We start from the raw sequence: 23,735 nt of genomic DNA on the forward strand, positions 1-23,735 counted from the left end.
AGGATCCACCGGCGGAGTCGTACCCGGAACAACGAAGTTGTTCACGAACACCCCACCGACCACATCGGCATTGACCTTCACCGAATACGTCACCGTCTTCGTTTCGCCGGCCGCCAAGGTTCCCGTCACCGAGAAACCATCAGTGCCCGACATCGTCGCAGCCAACGGAGCCTCAGCCGTCAAACCACTGAGAACACCCTTGTCCACAACCTGACGCAGATCATCGAAGTACGCGACCTCACCCGCACCGTTACCGGTGTTCGAGAACGTGAGCGTGTACTTGATGTCCTGACCGGCAACAACATTCGTTCCCGATGCCGGATCAGAAGACTTCACCACAGCAATCTTCGGTGCCAAGACCGGGTGCTCGGTCGTGACCGGCGGAGGAGTGATCTCCGGACCCGTCGGCGGCTTCGCAGTACCCGTGACCTTGTTGTTGATCAGTGTGCCACCGGCAACACCGTCGTTGACCTTCACCTGATAGGTCAGAACAACCGACTTACCGGCCTCGAGAACACCAGTCCACGAAAGCGTCGTGCCCGAGAGGGTCGGAGCAGCAACAGAAGCACCGTCGACTACTGCCTTCAGTGAACCGTCCACCAGAGCAGCGTTGTCGAGAACCTTCGACAGATCATCGGTCAATACCACCGGATCAAGCGTTGTCTTACCGGTGTTCGTGCCCGTTACGGTGTACGTGATCGTCTGACCAGCATTGACACCGGTACCCGAGGCCGGATCAGCAGTCTTCGCGACAGTGAAACCGGGAACAGAGTGATTCGTCTCCACCGGAGGAGGAGTGATGTCCGGACCCGTCGGCGGCTTCGCGGTGCCGGTGACCTTGTTGTTCAGAACCGTGCCCGCGGCAACACCGTCGTTGACCTTCACCTCGTAGGTGAGGACAACAGACTTGCCTGCTTCGAGAACACCGGTCCACGAGAGCGTGGTGCCTGACAGTGTCGGAGCAGCAACAGGAGCACCGTCGACGGTCGCCTTCAGCGAACCGGGAACGACAGCAGCATTATTGAGAACTGCACCCAGATCATCATTGATCTTGACGGGATCGAGCTTCGTCTTGCCGGTGTTGGCGCCGGTGACGGTGTACTTGATCGACTCGCCGGCCTGAACCGTAGAACCGGAAATCGGATCAGCAGTCTTCTCCAAGGTGAAGCCGGGAACCGAGTGATTCGTCTCCACCGGAGGAGGAGTGATGTCCGGCCCGGTCGGCGGCTTCGCGGTGCCCGTGACCTTGTTGTTCAGAACCGTGCCCGCGGCAACACCGGCATTGACCTTCACCTGATAGGTCAGAACAACAGACTTGCCGGCCTGAAGATTCGCGGACCACGACAAAGTGCTGCCCGACAGAGTCGGAGCAGCAACAGGAGCACCGTCGACGGTCGCCTTCAGCGAACCGGGAACGACAGCGGCGTTATTGAGAACCGCACTCAGATCATCAGTGATCGTCGCGGGAGTCAGGGCCGTCTTGCCGGTGTTGGCACCAGTGACGGTGTACGTAATGGTGTCGCCGGCCTGAACCGTCGAACCGGAAGCCGGATCCGCCGTCTTGGTCAGCGTGAAACCAGGCATGGGATGTGTCGTGCAGAGATTTGTTGCAGGATCACATGTTGTGGGAGGAGTTGTAGTCCCCGGAACCAGATAGTTGTTCAGGACTTTGTTGCCGCCATCTTTGACAGTGACGGTGTATGTGACTGTCCCCTTGCCGCCAGCCGGCAACGTGCCGCCGACCTTGATCTTGTCGGTGCCATTCAATGCGGCGGTGAGTCCGCCGGTTGCGGCCCCGAGCGCGACAGTTCCGTCGTCGATGACGTCAGCGAGGTAGTCCGTGTAGTCGATCGTCGCCGGAGCAGTTCCGGGATTCTCGAAATTCAGAGTGTAGGTGATTGTTTGACCGATATTGACCGTCTCACCGGTAGGTGGTGACGACGACTTCTTCACGAGAACCGGGGTGTTCTTGACCTTGCAGTACACGTTGTCACCCGGTGTAAGTGCTGCCTGCGCAACGTCACCGACCCTGAGTGACTGGGTCACGCCGTTCACCTGGCAATCCCATGACGTCGCGTAGTTCGCGGTCTTGGTCGCCGAGGTAGTGGGCTTCTCCCAGAACGTGACAGGAGTAGGTGTCGTATCTGCGAGGAGCGTCCGCCAGCCAGTCGACGCCGTCGTATCAGTAGCGCCGGTTGTGGTGCTCTTGATCTCGGTAGCTGCAGCGGCGCCCGCATCAGCGTGGTGTCCGGTGCTCATGCCGATAGTGAAATCGTCACCGGGGGTCACGCGCGTGAGGTCCTTGTCGATCTTGACCTTCGACAGCAGCACACCGAACGCCAGACCCTGACGCGAGGTGTCCTGAACGGTATTTCCGAAAGTGGCTGCGAAACTTGTCGGAGCAGTCGATGCGACGACCAGCGTTCCGGGCGAGCGTTCTTGGCCATTGACGTAGTTCCACGAATCGCATCGCACAGTGGTGGCGGGCATAGCTGTCAGCCCACCGTCGCAGGCCTGAATTCCGGGGTAGCCAGGAGCATCGGCACCGACGGTACGTGCAATCTGACGCAGAGACTTGTCCGAACTGAAAGTGAGGAATTCACGGTCGTTAGTACGGTTCACATTCGCGTCTGTCGACTCAGCGTCGGCTGCTACGAGACCGTAGTTGTTGACAGGGCCATTCGGCCCCGTCATCACGATGTTCTTCAGCGACACCGTTCCGCCAGACTGTCCATTCACGGACGACGTCTGGTAGATCGCCGGCTTGATCGTCGTCGGCACACCCGTGTACGCGGAAGTTCCCAACGCCGCATAGCTCAACGTGGGGAAAGCTCTAGTTTCGATTCCCTGGTGAGTCTTACCCGCTACCGAGTCGGTGAGGAAAGCCTTGAAGCTGATCTTGTAGCCGTCGGTGAGCTGGATTTCCATCGACTGCCCGGCCGCAGAAGCAGCCGTGGTCGCATTGAGCGTCGACATATCGATCCAGCAGATGTTCTGCGAGAACGGACCGGTACCAGGGGCGCTGAACGCGCAGCCCTTTGCCGGCTGTTCGTCAGGAAGAACAGCGGCGCGAGCCGGTGCCTGAGCCTGTACGGGACCGCCGAGCGTGGTAGCCGGTTGTGCGGACGCAACGACCGCCGTCGCGCCGGAGATACCGAGAATCATCGCGATGGCGGTCCATACCACCGTCCACGCTCGCACCCAGGGCGGTAGCCCTGCGGTGAAGATGACCGACCTAGTCGGCGGTAAGTCGTTAGGCATTTCTTACTCCCCAGGATGTGCCTGATCGATGTTCAGTGGACTGAGATGCGAGAGCGCTGGCGCGAACTCCCGATTGATCGGTTGGTTCGGGTCGATGTGCCTGCATTCGGCTGATCAACCTCGCACCGGACGCTGCTGCCGGTCCTGTCATTCGAGCTCCTCTTCGGAAACACCTGTGTGTTGGAAGAGCCGCCCTGAACAGGACCTTGGCCCTCGAAATCCATGCAAATCGAGAGCAACCTTCCAGTTATCTGCATCAAGATAACAGATAACCGGGAGCTTGCCCATCGAAAGCGAGACAAAGCGGACCGTTTGACGTTTTCGTTCGTAGATCGGACAAGCTGCGTCGAGCGGAGTTGTTCAGACGGACAATTCGGCCGATTGGGCACACCACTGTGACGCTTACGTTGATTTCGACGTTTTGGCTGAACAGACCGGACGATCGACAACCGCGAGCGGAAGTTAAATCTGGACAAATGACCAATATCTATAACGCCTGTTTGGCGCATCGCATCGACTCAAACAAGGAGCAGACGAACGGAACCGAATAGGGCCCCGGCGACCGCGCAGCCCCCGAAATTCAATGAACTGACTCCGATCGAGCCCAGCCACGGCGGCTGGTAACGAAGCGCGATGAAGTCCCGATATTTGAGTAGCAACGCGCCGAATTTGATAGAAACCGGACGGCCACCCTCGATTCGGACCGAACCTCAAGTCCTTTTTCGGCTTTTTCCCGCGAGGAAGTTTTGCTCGTTTTCCGACGCAGTTACTTTTTAATCACGCTCAGCTGGTCGGATGTTCAGCAACCCGGCTACCCTTCGGCAGAATTCTCGTAACCGGAGAGCAACAACCGGACTAACCAACCAAGCGTCGTAAAGACGCCAAAAAGGGCCCTTCCACATGCGCCGAGATGGATACTTCGAGGGCAGAAGGGCCCGAAACGGGCAAAGCGAGGCCTAGCAGCAGAATCTAGCTGCTACCGAACCCCACACTGTTGGCGTAGCGATCGAAATCGCCCTGGGCTCCGCTGTAGACGTTGATGTCGGTATTCCCATTGATACCGGGGATGCGTCCGGTGCTGGTGTACTGCCAGAAAGTCCAGTTGGACCAACCACCGGGTAGCGGCCCCGGGGCGTTCTGCCCGTTGTAGTCAGCGATCCACAGCGGGTAGTGGTTGAACTCGGTGGTGTTGGCCATCTGAGTGCGCCAGAAGTTGGGGTACGTGTAAATGATGGGCTGCCGCCCGGTAAGTGCCTGGACTGTATTGAGGTAGCGATGAGTCCAGTCGATGACCTGTCCGGCGGGCAGTCCCTTTGCGTCCTCGAGATCCAGAACGGGCGGCAGGTCACCAGGTCCGTTGATACCCAAGACGATCGCCGAGTAGAAGGCGGCCTGAGCTTCGGGGGATTGTCGAACATCCGCATAGTGGTACGCCCCGCGTGAGACGCCGGCAGCACGCATGACCAGGCAATCTTGGATGAAGTACGGATTGACGTAGTTGAGCGACTCGGTGGCCTTGACCATCGCGAACTCGTGCCCTGACGCCTTGACCTGGAACCAGTCGATTCCGGTTCCGTCCACGTGCTGCCACGAAGAGACGTCCGGGCCGCGGGGAGCGTCGGCAGCGGCGAGGCCAGGTGCCGTGATCGCGATGGCAGCAGCCATCGCGATCGGAGTGAACTTGCCCAGTGTCCTGACGATCCGTCGCTCGGCCATTTCACGAGAGTAAGGTCGACTAGTCCGTTTTGTCCGCTAATTCAGGGAATGTTCACTCAACCGAGCCAGTCGAGAACGGCCGCCGCCGTCCACGACTGTTGCATACTCCCCAACGGTTCTCCGGTGAAAGGCTCGTAGTACTCGGCAAATGTGCCGTCGCTGGCCTGTCTCAACCCCTCAGAACGCAAGACGTGCGATCGCTCGGCCCAACCCCGGCGCGCGAACGCCCACGAGAACAACCACGTGATGACCGGCCACACCGGGCCACGCCAATACTCGCGCGGGCGAAAATCACCGGAAACCGGAGACGTGGACGGCGGAACGGCAAAACGCATGTCCGGGTGCCCGCAGAATTTAGGCCCCTCGAAAGTGCGCAACAAAGCGCGCTCGGCATCGCGGCTCAAACCGCCGCACAGCAACGGTGCAAACATCGCGATGGTCTCGGTATGAACCCATCGCCCGATGCGAAGATCGAAATCCTTTGCTGCACCAGATCGTTCATCGGTGGTGGCAATCACGCCCTGCCGGAATCGATCTGCCCAACCGCGCAGATCACGGACGTCGGAGTTCGGCCGCGAATGCTCCTCACCGATAGTTGCCAAGACGTCGCATGCCATCGAGAAGACTGCACTGACAAACACGTCCTCGACGGCAAAACTCATGGCCGTGGCGAGCTGAGAGTCCTCGTACCGCACGGCCTTCATCTCTTCGAGAAGCCAAAGGTAGCGGTCGTATTCGTGATCCGTGGGACGCTGAGACAGGTCCGTCACCACAGCGAGATCAGCACGCTGATACGCAGGCACTTGTCCCGCAACAACATTCGCGTACGCCAGATCCCACCGCGGAGAGTTGTCCATCCCAGATTCCCACCCGTGATAGAGCGCGATACGGCCGTTGCCGTCGAGATCGCGGGCCTCCGCCAACCACCGGTGCCACCGAACCAGATCGCTCCAGCGCCGGTCGAGGAACTCTTCTGCGACCGCACGCGTCGTACGTCCGTGCCGACGCGAATGATCGAGAATCCGCTGCACCGCGATCGCGTGAACGGGGGGTTGGGTGATTCCCGACGTAGCGGTTCCCAGAGGCGCGTGCGCAGCCAAGGCGTTGACGTCCCACCGCGTCGGGCCGGGGAAGTAGCCGTCGACACCGTTCGCGAACACGATGTGCGGAATCATTCCGTTCTTCCACTGAGCCGAGAGCAAAGTATCGAGCTCTACTACCGCCCGTTCGACGCTGAGCGGCGCCAAACCCACCGCGACGAACGCCGCGTCCCAGCTCCACATGTGGGGATACAGCTTCGGGGCGGCGCTGGTCATCGTGCCCAGGTCGTTTCCGCGCAGCAGGTAGGCAGCTCGGGCGGCGAGCTGAGTCGGGGTGAATCCGCGGTCGGCCATAGATGTCTATTTTGCGACGCGTCGAGCCTTTGCGCTCACCGAGCACGAATCGGGCGCGGCAACCGCGCTAGGGTGGCATCACCGTCAGGCGATCTCGGGGTGGAGGCCTTGTGCGCGAGAAGATCAAAGCACTGCTGTTCGACGTGCAGGGCACAGCAACAGATTTTCACAGCACTCTCTGTAGAGAGGCCCGTCGAATCACCGACGCCGACGTCGACTGGTCGCGATTCGTCAATCTCTGGCGCGCTGAATACTTCGCGAACACCTCCGAGGTCGACGACTCCACGGGCGAATGGGTGACAGTACATTCGGTGTACCGCGAGGCTCTGCGCAAGCTGTTGGCCCGCGAGAACATCGAACTTTCCGATGCCGAACAGGAAGAACTCACCACCGCCTGGAAATTCCTGGACCCGTGGCCCGACACTGTCGCCGGCCTGACAACCCTGCGCCAGCAGTACACAATCGCTGCTTTGTCCAACGCTGACGTGAATGCCGCAGTCAGCATCTCCCGGCACGGAAATCTGCCCTGGCATGCCGTCTTCACCGCCGAGATGGCCGGCGTGTTCAAACCCGATCCGAAGATCTACCACCTGGCTGCTCGATACCTCGGCTACGACCCGGCCGAGATCATGATGGTTGCCAGCCACAAATACGACATCCGGGCGGCCAAAGCTCTCGGATTCCGCACCGCCTTCATCGCCCGACCCCTCGAATTCGGAGCCGAGGGCAATCCCGATGTGGCTTTTTCCGACGAGTTCGACATCAACGCCGAGGACTTTCTCGATCTGGCAGCGCAATTGGTGCTCTGATGCCGTGCCCGCGCGTCGTTGCTGGTATTCCTACGTGAAGGAATATCGAAACGGACAGGCGGTTTGGAATTCATGGGCACCAAGGAAGACAGCGCTACCCGCGAACGCAAGGCCCTGCGGTACTCGCTCGTGGTCGCGACGGCGTTGGCTGTACTCGCCGCATTCTGGGGCTGGATCTCGCAGTCCCAGGTGATCCTGCTCGACGGTGTGTACGCCCTCATCGGAATGGTGCTCACGGCGCTGTCGCTGCGGGTCTCGCGGATAGCCGACTCGGGCCCCACCGCACGCTTCCCCTTCGGCAAAGAGGCGTTGATTCCCGTAGTCATCGCCGTCCAGGGCATGGCATTACTGGCGACGCTCGCCTACGCCGCAGTCGAGGCAGTTCGTGTCATCCTCGCGGGCGGGGCCGACGTCACCGCGGGATCGTTGGTGGCATACGGCGCTGTCAGCGCAGTGGTGTCGATCGTCATCTGGCGCTACGTCGGCCAAGTCGACCGCACGTCGGATCTGCTGGTCGCCGAAGCCAGGCAGTGGGGAGCATCGGCTGCCTTCAGCGCGCTGGTTGCCGTCGGCGCTGTCGTCGCAATGATCTTGGGCCGCACAGATTTTTCCGACGCCGACCGATACGTCGACTCCGTCTTGGTCCTCCTCGGCTGCGCGATGTTGGTCCCACAACCGTACGCACTTCTGCGAACCGCACTGATCGAACTCCTCGAAGGCGCTCCCGGAGAACAGGTTCAGACCCGAGTCCGCGAAGCCATTACCGCCGTCCGCGCCGAATTCGGTTTGGACGAACCGACTCTCACGATGAGCAAAGTCGGTCGCAAGCTGTATATCGAAGCGACGTTCATGGTCGCGCCGCACAGCTGGGACATCGACGGTGAAGACGCGGTACGACGCTCGTTCGCCGCCAGCCTCGCCGACCTTCCCTACGAACCATGGCTGAACATCGAACTGACCACAGATCCGGCACTGATGCTCTAGCGACGGAATCTGCTCTCGAACAACAGAATCACGTCCATGCGATCGTCTTCGCCTTCCGAAACAATTCCTTGACTCGAAAGTTTGTTCGAGTAAGATGGGAGATGGAACGGGGGGTTCTCATGACGATCAACATCACCGACGACGCTGTCACTGGCAATGATGCTGTCACCGACGTGGTCAACAGCTCCGCAGTGGGTGTGCGCGCACGATTGTGGCGGCTGCACCCCACCGACGTCCGCGAAATCGCCATCGCTGCATCAGCGGAAATCCTTCGCCTGGAAGCCATTCGAGTAGCCGCCCTCGACACCTTGACGTTGAACCCAGACGAACAAGTGCTCTGCTACCGCGGCACCGGAGAATGGCTCGCACACCACACCATGCTGCAAATCCCCGCCGGCAGAAGAATCGCAGCCCTGGGAAAAGCCCTACGATCATTTCCCGAGATCGAGAACCAATTCGATGCCGGTGACCTCACTTTCGAACACGCAGCACTGATCGTGGCATTCTGCGAATCCCCACCCAAGGCAATGCCCGAAGCCGCACTACCGTACTGCCGCGACACACTCCTCGCCGCAGCATCCGGAACCGAAGCAACCACCGTCAAACTGCGCTACGCCATAAGCGTCCTCGAGCACATGTTCGAATCCGACGACCCACCGCCAAGCGAAGACACCGACCGCAACGAACTCCGCATCTCCCCGACCCTCAACGGTAGAGTCGCCGTCCGAGGCGATTTCGACGGTGTAACCGGCGAAATGCTTCTCTCCGCCCTCTCCAGCCTCTCGATGCCCACCCCCGCCGAGGACGGCACACCCGACAAACGATCCGCCGCCACACGCAACGCCGACGCCATGGCAGAACTCATCCGGCGCTACCTCGACAACGCGGCCACCGGCATCGACGGCGGCCAACGCCCACACCTGAACGTGCACATCAACGCCAAAGACTTGGCCTACCACCGTGAATGCGCCTCCACCACAGGCCACTCAACAGGTGATGCCTCGACACCCGACCCGTCCGACGGTGACGACCTCGACACCCTGGACCTTGGCATGCCAGATCTCGACAGGCAAGATCTCGATGTCGGGCACATGCCCTGGATGGGACCGCTGAGCGTCGGCCGCACCCGCATGATCGCCTGCGACTGCATGCTCTCTAGCGTCCTCCTCGACGAGAACGGTGCCCCACTCGACGCCAGCCCACTGAAAAGGCTTGTCACCGCGGCGCAACGAACCGCACTGATCGCCCGAGACAAAGGGTGCGCCTTCCCCGGCTGCGACTGCGTCCCCGCCTGGACCGACGCGCACCACATCAAACACTGGGCCAAAGGAGGACCAACCGTCATGGACAACCTGGTCCTACTCTGCCGATCCCACCACACCCTGATGCACCGAAAACCCGGATTCACCGGACAATGGGAAATCCGAATGGGCACCGATCACCTGCCCTGGTTCATCCCACCACCGGGCATCGACCCGGACCAGAAACCCCGCCGCTCCACCACACGACTCTGAACCCGGAGGTCACCGAGCAAACGCCTCGGTGACCCATTCCGGCGTGCTTCGGTAGCCGGAAAGGGCGCTGCGGCGACATCCATCCAACTCCACAATCACAGGAGTACCGCCCGATCCGTCAGCCCGTAGGAGGGTTGATGATGCTGTCACAGTCGCGATCTGATCACAGGGTGGAGCGATAGGAGCAGCGGCTATGGCGGCAACCGCGTCTCGACTCTCCGCTTCGGACAAGCGAATAACGTCCACGCCTGTCTGAGATTCATGCCGGCACACGGATAGTCCTGCAACATCAGCGACAGGCGTAGCAAGCTCATTGTCGAGCGGGTCATAGCCTTCACCTCGCTCGAACTGCTCGCGTGCCTTGTCGACTTCTCTGGCATCTGTCCGATCGAATTGACCGGCAGACGAGCGATCGCAATTTGCCATCGTCGGAGAAAGACTCAACGAAGTTCGGACACGTTCGACTTCATGCAGAGATCGAAGCGAATCGAGAGGCCCGATTTGAAAACCGCACGGACTCGACGGCCAGGCCGGAAACATCACTTGTCCGGCACTGTTGGCCATCCACAGCTTGACGGGCACCAGTTCGCTCGCTGCACAACTCGCATCGACATTGTCGGGAAAGCGCTCGGAATCGACACGATATGCATCCTTGACGGCGGCTACGTCACCTTCGAGGCGAACCATGTCGACGGTAAGCGCTCCGGAGGCACCTTCGTCGACTTCGCAACGAAATACTGCCACTGGATCGAAATCAGATGGAGGATAACCTGTTTCGTGTTTCGGATGCGAATACAAATCGACACCGAATAGGCCCCATCCGACATCAATTCCGAGACAGTCGGCAGTCTCGAACACCCGAGCCTCAGGAGGTGTGAAGTACACCGAATCGCGCCAGAAGGGGGTCGAACAAGCGGTGGCCAGGCTAAGCGACGCCACCAACGGCACCATCAGCAGCACGCGTGCCGAGACCGTCAATTGCCCGCCCACTCCAGAAGGTTTTCGGCGGTCCAGGTATTGATCACTCGATCCGCTTCGACGCCGCACTTTTCGGCCCGGTCACAGCCGTAGCCCTGCCAAGCCAGCTGACCAGGAGCATGGGCGTCGGTGTCGATGGAGAAAAGACAATCCAGATCGCGGGCCAACTCGATCAATCGCGATGGCGGGTCACGACGCTCCGGTCGGGAGTTGATCTCGACGGCGGTGCCTGATTCTCGGCAGGCCTCGAACACTTTCTCCGCATCGAACTGCGACTCAGGACGGGTTCCGCGAGCACCCTCGACGAGACGTCCGGTGCAGTGTCCGAGAATATCGACACGCGGGTTTCGCACTGCAGCAAGCATTCTGCGCGTCATCGCTTCGCTCTCTGACCGCAGCTTCGAGTGCACGCTCGCCACCACGATGTCGAGTTCGTCGAGTAGATCTGGATCCTGATCCAATGAACCGTCTTCGAGGATGTCCACCTCGATTCCCGTGAGGATGCGGAAGGGCGCCAGTTCGGCATTCAACCCGGCTATGACGTCGAGTTGAGAACGTAGACGCTCCGCGGACAGCCCGTTGGCAACAGTGAGGCGAGGCGAATGGTCGGTGAGTGCGCAGTAATCGTGGCCCAGTGCTGCTGCGCGTCGCATCATCTCTTCGATGGGGCTTCCGCCGTCGGACCAGTCGGAGTGTGTGTGGAGATCGCCGCGCAGGGCTTGGCGCAACGGGCCGTCTCCGATGGGCTCGGCCTGCTCGCGCAATTCTGCGAGATATTCGGGGACGCCGTCGTACGACTGGGCGATGATCGTTGCAGTTTTGGGGCCGATGCCGGTGAGAGCCTTCCAACTGTCGGCTTTACGGCGAGACTCCTTCTGCTCGTCGGACAATCCTGCGAAGACCTCCGCGGCTCGGCGATAGGCCTTGACGCGGTGCGTTTCGGCGCGTGATCGTTCGAGCCAGTAGGCGATCTCCCGAAGCGCTTCATCCGGTTCCATGAGACCACTGTTCCGTCAGCAGTGGCTCGCGGCAACCCTTGATCCACTTACGCTGTGGTTATGGACGATCCGAGAGCACGATTTGAAGCCGCGCGGGTGGCTCACCTGGCAACGGCCGATGCGGCCGGCGTTCCGCACATCGTGCCGCTGGTATTCGCCCTGGTCGGCGAAACTGTCTATTCCTGCGTCGACCACAAACCGAAAACCACCACCGCGCTTCGCAGGCTCCGGAACATCACCGAGACGGGGCGCGCAAGCCTGCTGGTCGATCATTACGACGACAACTGGTCCGCGCTCTGGTGGGTCCGCGTCGACGGACATGCGGAGGTTCTGGACCCCGGCACCGAGGAGTCCGAGAGCGCGATCGATGCTTTGGCCGCAAAGTATCCGCAGTACGTAGATCACCGACCGCACGGACAGGTGATAGCTGTCCGCGATGTGGAGTGGTCGTCATGGTCCGCAGCAGCCTAAGGTTCTGTCCTAGTGTTCAAGGAGCGAAAGTGATTGCAACACTCTCAATTCGGACAAAATGGTGGGGGATCGATGAAACGACGGCAGTTACTTCAGCGCGCAGCCACAGGTCTGGCGCTGGTAGCGGGACCTCAGGTGATCGACATGGGTAGCAGTTCCGGAAGCAGCCAAGACGCGGCAACGCCGGACGAGCTGTTGTCAGTCGTTTCGCTCTCGCACGTGAACGACCCCGCGACGACGCCGGTGTTTCCCGGCGATCCCGAGTTCACTCTCGACACAGCGGCAACCATCGCAGACGACGGCTACTACCTTCAGTACGTCAAGGAGGGCGAACACACGGGCACACATTGGGGCGCGCCGGCGCACTTCCAGGAAGGCGGCCTCACAGCCGACCAACTCGATCCGGCCGACCTCTTCCTGCCCGCGGTGAAGATCGACATCCGAGACAAGGCTGCGGCCGATTCGGACTATGCGCTCACCGTCGCGGACATTCAGGAGTGGGAGACGCGCAACGGCAAGATCCCCGATGGAGCGGCCGTAGTTCTCTGGACCGGATGGGAATCGCGCTGGGGTAGCGAAGAATATGCCAACACCGATGCGGAGGGCGTCACCCACCAACCCGGCTTCTCGGTGGACGCGGCGCAGTGGCTGATCGACACCGGGCGTCTGGGCACCCGCGGAGCATTGGGAACCGACACGTTCGGTCCCGACCTCGGAAACGACGAGACCTACCCCGTCTCGACGCTCCTGTACGACAAGCATCGAATCAGCCTGGAGAACCTGAACAATCTTGCCGCCCTCCCAACCACCGGGGCGAGCATCCTTGTCGGTGGCGCGATCAACAAGGCCGGATCGGGTTCACCGGCAACGATTTTCGCACTCCTACGGCGCTAGTCTTTGCGGCGGTCGCGATAGACGGCGGTCGCGGTAGACAACGACAGCGCCCTTTCCACTTCTCTTCGCGTCGTACATCGCCGCATCGGCCTGGCGAAGAAGAGTGTGCGCACTGAGTGGTTCGTCCCCGGCCCCGAACTGCGCGGCCCCGAACGACGCGACACCGACGCTCGCGCCTACCGATACCGAAATGTCGCCTGCAATCCCATCACTACTGAGAGCGTCGACGATCCTTCGAGCTACGACGACCGCTTCGTCGATTGAGCCCTGCAGGAGCACTGTGAACTCGTCGCCCCCGAATCGAGCGACAAACGCACTCTCGGGAACCGCTTCGCGCAGACGTGCTGTGAGGGCAACCAGTAAACGATCACCGGCTGGATGCCCGTACTGATCGTTGACCTGCTTGAAATCGTCCAGGTCGACAAGCATCAGCACCCGTTCGGACTTCGTGTGGCGGTAGTCGTCGATGGCACTTGCGAAGTGCTCGTCGAACGCGGCCCGGTTGGCGAGCTCGGTGAGTGGGTCGTGATGTGCTCGGTACCGGAGCTCGTCCTGGGCAGCGGATATCTGTTGGAGGAGCGCGTCGTTCTCGAGGAGAGTGAGTATTTGGCGCACCAGCGCGAGAACCAGCACGACGACGCCGAGTATCACGACCACGGCATCGAGGTTGCCGACGATGAGGGCCTGAACCGTCACGATCGTCGCGATGACCGCGATCAACAGGTACGGCAGCAGCAATTGAGTCCGATCACTTCGCCAATGTTGTTGAGCTGTGCGCGACCGTGGCTTGGCTCGTTCGGTCAACGCCGCCAGCGCGATCAACGGCGGGCCGGCGATGAACCCCGCGTCGGCGATTGTCGGCATACTCTCGGCGCCGATCGCCACCAAGTACGCGTACAGGCTGTCCGAAAGGGAGAGCATCACCAACCCGCACCCGAGGAACGTCAGCGGTTCACGGATCTCGGCTACAGCCTTCGGTCCGATGACCATCAGCAAGACCATCGCGATCAGAACGAAGTCGGTGATCGGATACATCACCGCGACGAGAAACCCGAGAGAGCCAGTCGGACCGGTGTGCACGACGGCGCCGAGGGCAGTCGTCCACGTGAGGATGAACAATCCACCGACCACGACCAGACCGTCGAGCGTCAGCACCATCCAGAGGTGGATCGGACCGATCGCCTCACGTCGGGGTGACTGGCGCACCAACGACAGAAGCGCCGGCACGGCAAACACCGGGAACATGAAGAAACCGATGTCCGCAATCGACGGCGACGGAAGGGGAACATGCAGAACCGAGCGGTAGAACGCCCAGAAGAACATCCCGAGAGTCCAGCCGGCCATACCGAGAGCCATCAGAGTTCGCCAACGACGCTCGACGCCGTGATGGCGCCGCGATGTCCACCAACAGACCGCAGTCGCGGTGGCTCCGCCGACGAGCTGGGCGATATCGTCCACCAAAACCGAAGCTCGTGGGCTTAGCAGCCCGGATCCGGCGAGGGCGATGACCGCGACAACGACGCCGAGAACCAGCCACGTGCGTCGTGCTCGGAACTGCGTCATCGAAGAACCCATCGGTGTTCAAGGCGTCACCACCGATTGTCTTGCGGCCGCCATCGTTGCGGCCGAAATGTTCGTGGTGACGAATGCCCGTACGAACCTACCCGATTTGGTAGCGGATTGTTAACTGGACGAACGATCAAGATCGCTCGCTACGCCACGGCACTGTATTCCACCCGGGCCCTACGCCGCTGCGAAGTCCATTTCGCGATGACCCCTTGCGACGGGCTGAACAGATACACCAGGGCGAACACGATGCCCTGCGTCATCACGACCATGCCACCGGAAGCCGTGTCGAGGTAGTAGCTGACGTAGATACCGGTAATCGCGCATAGTGCGGAGACGACGGGAGCTATCACCAGCATCCGTGAGAACTTGTCGGTGAGAAGGTAGGCCGTCGCCCCGGGGATGATCAGCATCGCCACCACCAGCACAACTCCGACAGCTTGCAGCGCCACTACCGACGTGAGCGCGAGAACTCCGAGGAGTAGGGCGCCGAGGCGTTTGGGGGAGAGACCAATCGCATTGGCATGGACCGGGTCGAAGGCGAACAACGTCAGATCGCGCCGCTTGATCAACAGAATGCCCAGCGCCAACGCGCCGAGTATCGCGACCTGCAGAAGATCTGACGAGCTCACACCCAGCAGGTTGCCGAAGATGATGTGATTGAGATCGGTTTGGCTGGGGGTCACCGAGATGAGAACCAAGCCGAACGCAAAGAGAGTCGTGAAGACGATACCGATCGCGGCGTCTTCCTTGACGCGGCTGGTGTTACGGATCAGTCCGATCAGGGCTACGGCGATCAACCCGAAGATCAAGGCCCCTATGGCAAATGGAGCGCCGAAGACGTAAGCGAGGACAACACCGGGCAGTACGGCGTGCGAGACGGCATCGCCCATCAGCGACCACCCGATGAGCACCAACCAGCAACTGAGCACCGCGCAGACCACCGCCGCCACAACCGCAACGGCCAACGCGCGCACCATGAATCCGTACTGGAGAGGATCGAGTAGCAGTTCTACGATGTTCATCGATCAGGTCCTGTCCATCACGTCGAGACCGAAAGCCAAGGCGAGGTTTTCCGGTTGAAGCACGGTGTCCGGGTCGGAATGCACCAGGACCTTGCGCATGAGCAGAACTGCCTCGTCGCAAAGTTTCGGCACCGCGTGGAGATCGTGGGTCGAGACCAAGATCGATCGGCCGTCGGAGGTCAACTCTCGTAGCAGCGCCGAAATCGTTGCCTCGGAACGCTTGTCGACGCCGGCAAACGGCTCGTCCAGCAAGAGTATCGACGCGTCCTGTGCGATACCGCGTGCGACGAAGGCGCGCTTCTTCTGACCACCCGAGAGCTGTCCGATCTGGCGATCCGCGAATTCGGTGAGTTCCACCCGCTCGAGCGCCTCGGCCACCGCCTCGCGATCTGCGCGCCGCGGGCGCCGCAAAAACCCGAGATGGCCGTATCTGCCCATCATCACGACGTCACGCACGCTGATCGGGAAGGTCCAGTCGACGTCTTCACTCTGCGGCACATATCCGACGCGACCGCTCTTCCGCGCAGCGGCTCCGTCGAGGCCCGCGATTCTCACAGAGCCGTTGTCCGGCTTGATCATTCCCATGATGACCTTGAACAAGGTGGATTTGCCTGAACCGTTCATGCCGATCAGCCCGCAGACGCTACCCGAGTTCAACGTCAGATCGACATGGTCCAGTGCGTGGACCTCGCCGTAGTGAACGCTGACGTTTTCGACGCGAATGGCTTCGTTCATGATTTACCGCCGGTCAGACCGCCGAGGATGACGTCGGTATCGTGGCGAATCATGTCCAGGTAGGTGGGCACGGGACCGTCGGCTTCGGACAGCGAATCGACGTACAGCGTTCCGCCGAACTTCGCACCGGTCGCCCCGACGACCTGCTGCATGGGCGCATCCGAGACCGTCGACTCACAGAAGACGGCGGGAACGGAATTGGCCCGGACGAAGTCGATTGCGGCGATGATCTGCTGCGGCGTCGCCTGCTGCTCGGCGTTGACCGGCCAGATGTACGCCTCGCTGAGTCCCGCATCCCTGGCCAGATAGGAGAACGCACCCTCGCAGCTGACAAGTGCTCGCTGACCTGCGGGCAATGCCGCCAGGCCACTGACCAGGCCGTCTTGCACCGCTTGCAGTTCTGCCTTGTACTTCGCGCCGTTCTCCGCAAATGCCGCAGCATTGTCCGGATCGAGGTCACTGAACGCCGTCACCATATTGTCGACGTAGATCTGCGTATTCAGTGGAGACATCCACGCATGCGGATTGGGCTTGCCAGCATAGGCATCACCGGCGATCGGGATGCCTTCGACGCCATCGCTGACTACGACGTGTGGCACATCCAGTCCGTTGACGAACTTGGCGAACCATGCCTCGAGGTTCATGCCGTTGTCGAGGATCAGGTCCGCCTCGTTGGCGCGGCGAATGTCCCCGGGCGTCGGCTCGTAGCCGTGAATTTCCGCTCCTGCCTTGGTGATCGACTCGACGCGCAGATGATCGCCCGCGACGTTCTGGGCAATGTCCGAGAGCACGGTGAACGTGGTCAGCACTACCGGGCGGTCGTCGTCGGAAGCGGAATTCACTGCCGAACAGCTGGAAAGAAGCAGGGCGGCGAGGGCAGCAATTCCCAGGCGGCGGAAATTCTTCGCGTCGCGAGTCGTCATGTTCAAACTCTAATATGTGGGTAAACAAATACACAAGTTCGTCTCACCGAACATTCCTCACTCGATAGGCTCGGACCATGCGTCCTACTGCCTTGATCACCGGTTCCAGTCGCGGCCTCGGAGCTGCCATCGCACGCGAACTGACGCCGACACACGACCTGCTGCTCGGTGCGCGATCCGCGCAGGCCCTCGAGCCGATCTGCGCCGAACTGCCCGGATCGACGCCTCTGCCCCTCGACCTCACGGACTACGACGCCGTCGCAGTCACCGCCTCCTCCATCACGACGCTCGACGTGCTGGTACACAACGCCGGCGTGGCCGACATCGGAACCATCGAGGAATCCTCGGTCGATCAGTGGCGACGCACCCTCGAGGCAAACGTCATCGCCGTTGCCGAGCTCACGCGTGTACTCCTGCCCGCGCTTCGTGCAGCCGGAGGTCACGTCGTGCTGATCAATTCGGGTGCCGGGCTTCGCGCCAACGCCGGCTGGGGCTCCTATGCGGCCAGCAAGTTCGCTCTGCGCGCTTTCGGCGACGCCCTGCGTCTCGAAGAGCCGTCACTGCGGGTCACCTCGATTCATCCCGGCCGGATCGACACCGACATGCAGCGCGACATCGTCGCCGGTGAAGGCGACGAGTACGACCCGGAGTGCTTCCTGAAGGCCTCCACCGTGGCCCGAGCCGTACGCACTGCCGTCGAAACGCCATCCGACGCACACCCCACGGAGATCGTGCTCCGACCTACCGGCCGGTAAATCCCCAGTTCGCCGGTAACGGAATGGTGACGATGACCATCCGGATATCGCTTTCCACGGGACTGGCCCGATACTGACATCAGTTGTCGGACAAAGAGACTGGATCTGTTCACAGGAGTTCATCGAGAGGTGGTGTGCAATGCATAATCATGCGGATACGTGGGGAATTTCCAGCCAGACCTTCCTTCAGTGGTACCTGGTGGCAGCCGCCGTCGCGATCGGGCTCTCGCTCTACAGCCGAATGTCTGCGCGCCGGTCACCCGTGGTCGTCGACGCCGTTCGTCGACCTCTCACTCCTCCCGAGATCGGCGCTTTGACCAGTGACTACCAAGCGGTGCTGGCGTCAATGGCTATTCTGCGCAGCGCCGAGCTGATCAGCACCGAAGGTAAGACCAAGCTGGCGCTCACTGCCGAGGACAAGAGTCGTCTCGACTGGTTCACCCGCACGGTGCACAAGCGGCTCGGCAACGGAAAAGTCCCGCTGCGGCAAGTGCGTCTGATGGGGCGGCTGAACATCGCACTCGCACAACTACGTACGACGCTGATCGACGAGGGTTACCTGCAGCGCCCGCAGGACGGTCTGACTGCTGCCCTTCGGACCGTTCCGATCGTGGTGGTAATTGCACTCGGCATCGCCCGACTCATCGCCGGAATCGCCGGCGGCAAGCCGGTCGGGTTTCTGCTCCTGACCATCATCGTTCTCGCGCTGATGATTCCGCTTCTACGAATCAAGCGTCGCCGTACGGCGTTGGGCGACAGCGAGCTTCGACGTCTCAAGCACGAAAATTCCTACCTCTCGCCGAAACTGCGACCTTCGTACACCAGCTACGGTCCGTCACTCGCCGGACTCTCGGCAGCGCTCTTCGGTTCGGGCGCTCTGGTTCTGATCGATCCGGCGCTCGCGGGGGCCGTGGCTGCGGGCGCTGCGTACAGCCCGGGCGGTGCCAGTTCGAGCTACTACAGTTGCGGCTCCTCTTCCGGCTCATCCGGCTCGGACGGCGGTGGCGGCAGCGGTAGCAGTTGCGGCGGCGGTGGGTGTGGGGGATAGCCGCGCACGCGCGAGCAGGAGCGCGGCGTCCTCGGTAGTGATGCCACGTTCCTCGCTCAATGAATACACCTCGTCCAACGTCCGGCCGATCCCTCGGGTTCGCTCCACGACGTCGTCTTCGTTCCACCCCAGGACTTCTCGCCCCACGAGGTGAAAGGCTCCGCCCGCATTGGCCACAAAATCAGGGGCACAGAGAACCCCGCGGCTTCGCAGAACCTCGCCGGCAGCCGCGTCGGCCAAGATGTTGTTCGCTGCGCCGACCACTGCGAGAGCCGGAATCGACGCCGCAGCAGCGGAATCGATGATGCCTCCCATCGCGCAGGGAGCAAAGAGGTCACACGGTGTTCGGAGTACCTCGTCCGCAGGAACGACCGTGTGCCCCGCGAGCGACGCCGCCTCGAGGCGCTGCGGGTCCGTATCGGCAACCAGCAGACGTGCCCCAGCCTGCGCCGCGAGGCGGACAACATCGCTGCCGACGGCGCCGAGTCCCTGTACGAGTACCGTTCGGCCGTCGAGTGTTCCGAGTCCACGGCGACGCGCCGTGGCTTTCATCGCTTCGAACACCCCTAGTGCCGTGGCGTGCGCGCTGGAACCGGCGCCACCGTTGCCGACCGAACGCCCGAAGACGTATTTGGTGGTGCGGCTGAGCTGATCCATGTCGGAAGAGTTGGTGTTGACGTCAGGACCGGTCCAGTAGTTTCCTTCGAGCTTGTCGATGTTCTCGGCGTGGATGTCGAGGATACGGGTCCAGGTTGCGGCGTCGATCTGATTGCGCGGTGCAGGTAGCGCTATCACCGACTTCCCGCCACCCATCGGCAGATCGGAGACCGCCATCTTCAAAGTCATTGCGCCGGCGAGCTTCCCGGCGTCCGCCAATGCGTGACCGATGGAGGGATAGTGAGCGGCCCGCGTGCCACCCGACGCCGGTCCCAGGCGAGTGGAGTCGATTCGAATCACGAAAGTCGTGCCGGTCTCACGATCATGGCGTGTGACGGTCAGTTCACCGTCCCAGCGCAGTTCGTCGTCGATACTCATAACAAATCCTCTTCCAGTCTCGGGGTCAGTTGTGCGCGTGCAGTGGTGTTCCCGCGAGTGCGAGCATGGCCTCGCCCAACGCTTCGTTCTGGCTGGGGTGTGCGTGGATGAAACGCCCCACTTCGTCGGGAAGTGCCTCCCAGGCAACGGCCAACTGCGCCTCACCGATCAGTTCGCCGACGCGATCTCCCACCAAGTGGACGCCGACAATTGGGCCTTTCGTTCCGCTGCGAATCACCTTGATTCCTCCGGTGGTCCGCAGGATTTGACTCTTGCCGTTACCCGCCAGGTCGTAGACGACGGTGCAGATGTCGCCGTACTGCGTGCGCGCCGCATCTTCGCCGAGTCCGACTGATGCAACTTCCGGATGTGAGTACGTCACGCGGGGAATCAGATGTTCGGCGACCGGTATCGGATCCTTGCCGGCAATCTGTTCGGCCACAAAGATTCCCTGCTGGAAGCCGCGGTGCGCCAATGCAAGACCGGGCACGATGTCCCCGACCGCGTACACACCGTCCACGGCCGTACGGAGTCGTTCGTCGGCGACGACAAATCCCTTCTCGAGACTGATTCCGTTTTCTGCGAAACCGATACCGCTCGTGCGGGGTCCGCGGCCGACGGCGACCAGCAATACGTCGGTATCGAGTATTGTTCCGTCGCCTAGTTCTATGCGGACCGAATCAGCTGCTTCTTTCGCGGAAACCATCTTTGTACCTGTCTTGCACACGATTCCGCGTTTACGATAGGCCCGTTCGAGCTGCTTCGACGACCACGGATCCTCAGCGGCGATCAGTCGGGGGAGTGCCTCGACGATGGTCACTTCGGCACCGAAGGAGCGCCAGAGGCTTGCGAACTCGACGCCGATGACACCGCCACCCAGCACTGTTGCGCTGGTGGGCACCTGGTCGAGTTCGAGTGCCTGGTCACTGGTGAGGATCCGTCGGCCAAGTTCGATGCCGGGGAGCCGCCGCGGATACGAGCCGGTAGCCAGAACGAGCGACGTTCCGGTGTAGCGGGTTCCGTCGACGTCGATGCGTCGCCCACCGACATACGTCCCGGATCCGTTGACGATGGTGACCTTGTGTTGCGCCAGCAATCCTTGCAAGCCGCCGTACAGCCGCTCGACTGTCCCGTTCTTGTAGTCGTGAACCTGTGCGATGTCGATGCCGTCAAATGATGCACGGACTCCGAATTGCTCACTGGTGCGTGCAGAGTCGGCAACCTCGGCGGAATGCAACAGTGCCTTGGTCGGGATGCATCCGCGGTGCAGGCACGTTCCGCCGACCTTGTCTGCCTCGATCAGCGTGACCGACAACCCGAGTTGGGCGGCGCGTATGGCGCAGGCATAGCCGCCGGAACCGCCGCCGAGGACTACGACATCACTGTGCCGTTCGCCGGTAGTCATCAGAGCCTTCCCAGGACGCGGATCGGGTTCTCGATGTAGTCACCGAACAGCCTCAGGAATCCACCGGCTTCGCCGCCGTCACAGACGCGGTGGTCGAAGCTCAGCGAGATCTGTGCGACCTTACGGACGGTCAACTCGCCGTTCACCACCCACGGCTTGTCGATGATGCGTCCGATGCCGAGGATCGCCGCCTCGGGATGGTTAATGATCGGAGTCGATCCGTCGACGCCGAATACTCCGTAGTTGTTGAGTGTGAAGGTACCGCCGATCAGGCGGGCGGGTTCGAGTTTGCCGTCGCGAGCGAGTTCGGTGGACGTCCGAAGTGCTTGTGCGAGTGCGACGGTGCTCAAAGAATCAGCATTGCGAATAACCGGGACCATCAATCCCTTCGGCGTCTGTGCAGCGATTCCGAGGTTAATGTGGGCGTATCGGACGATCTCGCCTCGAGCAGTGTCGACCGACGAGTTCAGCTCGGGGTACTGCGCCAACGCCGCGGTGGTCAGCCGAGCCAGCAGTGCCATCAGGCTGATCTTGTCGGAATCGGGCAGTGCTTTGTTGATCTCGACACGCGCCGTGAACAGTTCGGTGGCGTCGACGTCGACCCAGGTTGTTGCGTCCGGGATCTCGCGTCGGCTGGTGGACAGCTTGTCGGCAACTACCTTGCGTAGCCCCTTGATCGGGATTCTTTGGTCGGTCGCGTGTGACGTTTCCGTTTCCGGGCCGAAGTTTGCCCCGGCCTCGACGTCGGCGCGCGTGATGACTCCACCAGCGCCCGATCCGGAAATCGTGGCCAGGTCGATACTGTTGTCAGAGGCCAGTTTACGAACGATCGGCGAGATCACACGTACCGACGGAGCAGTTCTGCGGCGGCGCAGAGGTGCATCCTCGCTGGTGCCGTAGCCGATCAGGACGTTGCCCGAACCGGCGCGTTCCTCTTCGCGGTAGCGCTCGTGGTTGGCCGAGACGACCACGTCCGCACTCTCGCTGCCGCTCACAGTGATCAGCGGCGTGCCTACCTTCAGGGTGTCGCCGTCTTTGCCGTGTAGTTCGATCACGGTTCCGGCGAACGGGATGGGCACGTCCACAGCAGCTTTCGCAGTCTCGACCTCGACGACGATCTGATCGATGGTGACCACGTCGCCTACCTTGACGTGCCATTCTGCGATGTCGGCCTCGGCCAGACCTTCGCCCAGGTCAGGGAGCATGAATACCTGATTGGTCACGCCGTCACCGCCCAGCGGGTGTCGGGAGCGTCGTTCCACTGCAGGCGGTCGATGGTATCGAGGACTCGGTCGACGCTGGGCAGGTGGTGACGCTCGAGCTTGGGGGCGGGGTAGGGGATGTCGAATCCGCTGACGCGGAGCACCGGGGCGTGGAGATGGTGGAAGCACCGCTCCTGCACGCGGGCGGCGATTTCCGCACCCACGCCGGCAAAGCCTTGCGCTTCCTGGATGACGATGCAGCGTCCGGTCTTTCGCACCGATGCGGTGACCGTCTCGTCGTCGAACGGCACTATCGAGCGGATGTCGATCACCTCGATGTCGCGGCCCTCGGCTGCTGCGGCGTCGGCGGACTTCAGTGCAACATCCACGGACGGGCCGTAGGCGATGAGCGTCGCGTCACGACCGGGGCGACGGACGACGGCGCGACCGATCGGCTCACGGGCGGTCAGTTCGACATCTGCTCGCGCGAAGTACAGCTTCTTGGGCTCGAGGAAGATCACGGGGTCGGGGTCCTCGATTGCCGAACGTAGCAGCGAGTACGCGTCTTCGACCGTGGACGGCGCCACAACCTTCAGGCCGGGCGTGTGCGCGTAGTAGCCCTCGCTGGAATCACAGTGATGCTCCACCCCGCCGATACCGCCGGCAAAAGGAACCCGGATGACGATCGGGATCGACAGCGCGCCTTTGGTGCGGTTGCGGATCTTCGCGACGTGGGAGGCGATCTGCTCGAACGCCGGATAGGCAAACGCGTCGAACTGCATTTCCACGACCGGACGAAAACCGGCCATTGCCATACCGATTGCGAATCCGATGATGCCGGACTCGGCGAGTGGAGTGTCGAAGCATCGGTCGTCGCCGAAGTCTCGGGTGAGGCCGTCGGTAACGCGGAAGACGCCGCCGAGCGTGCCGACGTCCTCACCGAAGACGACAACGTTGTCGTCCGCGGTCAACGAGTCCCGTAGTGCGGTGTTGAGGGCCTGAGCCATCGTGAGCATGGGCAT

General features: G+C 61.6%; 19 protein-coding genes. 7 read left to right on the plus strand and 12 right to left on the minus strand.

Going from position 1 to position 23,735, the window contains the following annotated elements; translation table 11 throughout:
* The 3 genes from ACFWEM_RS32915 to ACFWEM_RS32925 form a co-directional block, all read right to left on the minus strand.
* Positions 1 to 3,261: isopeptide-forming domain-containing fimbrial protein (locus ACFWEM_RS32915; protein WP_378539837.1), on the minus strand; the 3,261-nt coding region annotated here is incomplete at its 3' end.
* Positions 3,262 to 4,230: 969 nt separating this feature from the next.
* Positions 4,231 to 4,977 (minus strand): glycoside hydrolase family 25 protein, encoded by a 747-nt coding sequence (locus ACFWEM_RS32920; protein WP_378539838.1) that lies wholly within the window; start codon positions 4,975 to 4,977, stop codon positions 4,231 to 4,233.
* A 56-nt stretch (positions 4,978 to 5,033) separates the two neighbouring features.
* Positions 5,034 to 6,371 carry an amylo-alpha-1,6-glucosidase gene (locus tag ACFWEM_RS32925; protein WP_378539839.1) on the minus strand — a complete coding sequence of 446 codons (1,338 nt, stop codon included), beginning with the start codon at positions 6,369 to 6,371 and terminating at the stop codon, positions 5,034 to 5,036.
* A 110-nt stretch (positions 6,372 to 6,481) separates the two neighbouring features.
* Between ACFWEM_RS32925 and ACFWEM_RS32930 the strand changes: the two genes are divergently transcribed.
* The 3 genes from ACFWEM_RS32930 (at position 6,482) to ACFWEM_RS32940 (ending at position 9,678) form a co-directional block, all read left to right on the plus strand.
* On the plus strand, positions 6,482 to 7,180 hold the full coding sequence (locus tag ACFWEM_RS32930) for a haloacid dehalogenase type II (RefSeq protein ID WP_378539840.1): 699 nt from the start codon (positions 6,482 to 6,484) through the stop codon (positions 7,178 to 7,180).
* A 72-nt stretch (positions 7,181 to 7,252) separates the two neighbouring features.
* Positions 7,253 to 8,164 (plus strand): cation transporter, encoded by a 912-nt coding sequence (locus ACFWEM_RS32935; RefSeq protein ID WP_378539841.1) that lies wholly within the window; start codon positions 7,253 to 7,255, stop codon positions 8,162 to 8,164.
* A 119-nt stretch (positions 8,165 to 8,283) separates the two neighbouring features.
* Positions 8,284 to 9,678, plus strand: coding sequence for a DUF222 domain-containing protein (locus ACFWEM_RS32940; RefSeq protein ID WP_378539842.1), 1,395 nt, complete (start codon positions 8,284 to 8,286; stop codon positions 9,676 to 9,678).
* A gap of 974 nt (positions 9,679 to 10,652) precedes the next feature.
* On the opposite strand, the gene ACFWEM_RS32945 is transcribed toward ACFWEM_RS32940, so the two are convergent.
* Entirely contained in the window at positions 10,653 to 11,654 is a 1,002-nt protein-coding gene (locus ACFWEM_RS32945; RefSeq protein ID WP_378539843.1) for a PHP domain-containing protein, read from the minus strand.
* Between the two features lie 60 nt (positions 11,655 to 11,714).
* Between ACFWEM_RS32945 and ACFWEM_RS32950 the strand changes: the two genes are divergently transcribed.
* Both ACFWEM_RS32950 and ACFWEM_RS32955 read left to right on the plus strand, forming a co-directional pair.
* Positions 11,715 to 12,125 carry a TIGR03668 family PPOX class F420-dependent oxidoreductase gene (locus tag ACFWEM_RS32950; RefSeq protein WP_378539844.1) on the plus strand — a complete coding sequence of 137 codons (411 nt, stop codon included), beginning with the start codon at positions 11,715 to 11,717 and terminating at the stop codon, positions 12,123 to 12,125.
* A gap of 144 nt (positions 12,126 to 12,269) precedes the next feature.
* Positions 12,270 to 13,019, plus strand: coding sequence for a cyclase family protein (locus ACFWEM_RS32955; protein WP_378539900.1), 750 nt, complete (start codon positions 12,270 to 12,272; stop codon positions 13,017 to 13,019).
* Here ACFWEM_RS32955 and ACFWEM_RS32960 read toward each other — a convergent pair.
* The 4 genes from ACFWEM_RS32960 to ACFWEM_RS32975 all read right to left on the minus strand — a co-directional run bounded on the left by ACFWEM_RS32960 (position 13,008) and on the right by ACFWEM_RS32975 (position 17,268).
* Complete coding sequence (locus tag ACFWEM_RS32960) at positions 13,008 to 14,582, minus strand: diguanylate cyclase (RefSeq protein WP_378539845.1); 1,575 nt, start codon at positions 14,580 to 14,582, stop codon at positions 13,008 to 13,010. The two genes, ACFWEM_RS32955 and ACFWEM_RS32960, sit on opposite strands and share 12 nt — an antisense overlap.
* A gap of 149 nt (positions 14,583 to 14,731) precedes the next feature.
* Positions 14,732 to 15,610, minus strand: coding sequence for a metal ABC transporter permease (locus ACFWEM_RS32965; RefSeq protein ID WP_378539846.1), 879 nt, complete (start codon positions 15,608 to 15,610; stop codon positions 14,732 to 14,734).
* A gap of 3 nt (positions 15,611 to 15,613) precedes the next feature.
* Entirely contained in the window at positions 15,614 to 16,345 is a 732-nt protein-coding gene (locus ACFWEM_RS32970; RefSeq protein WP_378539847.1) for a metal ABC transporter ATP-binding protein, read from the minus strand.
* Positions 16,342 to 17,268, minus strand: coding sequence for a metal ABC transporter substrate-binding protein (locus ACFWEM_RS32975; RefSeq protein ID WP_378445174.1), 927 nt, complete (start codon positions 17,266 to 17,268; stop codon positions 16,342 to 16,344). Before ACFWEM_RS32975 ends, ACFWEM_RS32970 begins: the two co-directional genes overlap by 4 nt.
* A gap of 77 nt (positions 17,269 to 17,345) precedes the next feature.
* Between ACFWEM_RS32975 and ACFWEM_RS32980 the strand changes: the two genes are divergently transcribed.
* A complete protein-coding gene (locus ACFWEM_RS32980) occupies positions 17,346 to 18,023 on the plus strand; it encodes an SDR family oxidoreductase (RefSeq protein ID WP_378539848.1) in 678 nt (225 codons plus the stop codon).
* 139 nt (positions 18,024 to 18,162) lie between these two features.
* Complete coding sequence (locus tag ACFWEM_RS32985) at positions 18,163 to 19,071, plus strand: TIGR04222 domain-containing membrane protein (protein WP_378539849.1); 909 nt, start codon at positions 18,163 to 18,165, stop codon at positions 19,069 to 19,071.
* Here the strand turns inward: ACFWEM_RS32985 and ACFWEM_RS32990 are convergent.
* From ACFWEM_RS32990 to ACFWEM_RS33005, 4 genes are read right to left on the minus strand one after another with little or no spacing between them, the layout of a single operon-like run.
* Positions 19,006 to 20,106 (minus strand): Glu/Leu/Phe/Val dehydrogenase dimerization domain-containing protein, encoded by a 1,101-nt coding sequence (locus ACFWEM_RS32990; protein WP_378539850.1) that lies wholly within the window; start codon positions 20,104 to 20,106, stop codon positions 19,006 to 19,008. The genes ACFWEM_RS32985 and ACFWEM_RS32990 overlap by 66 nt on opposite strands.
* A 25-nt stretch (positions 20,107 to 20,131) precedes the next feature.
* Entirely contained in the window at positions 20,132 to 21,511 is a 1,380-nt protein-coding gene (lpdA, locus tag ACFWEM_RS32995) for a dihydrolipoyl dehydrogenase (protein WP_378539851.1), read from the minus strand.
* The gene (locus ACFWEM_RS33000; RefSeq protein ID WP_378539852.1) at positions 21,511 to 22,734 is read right to left on the minus strand and encodes a dihydrolipoamide acetyltransferase family protein; all 1,224 of its coding nucleotides are present in this window, start codon (positions 22,732 to 22,734) and stop codon (positions 21,511 to 21,513) included. The genes lpdA and ACFWEM_RS33000 overlap by 1 nt, the downstream gene beginning before the upstream one ends.
* Entirely contained in the window at positions 22,731 to 23,735 is a 1,005-nt protein-coding gene (locus ACFWEM_RS33005; RefSeq protein ID WP_378539853.1) for an alpha-ketoacid dehydrogenase subunit beta, read from the minus strand. The genes ACFWEM_RS33000 and ACFWEM_RS33005 overlap by 4 nt, the downstream gene beginning before the upstream one ends.

Source organism: Rhodococcus sp. NPDC060176 (assembly GCF_042728675.1).
Lineage (GTDB): Bacteria > Actinomycetota > Actinomycetes > Mycobacteriales > Mycobacteriaceae > Rhodococcus_F.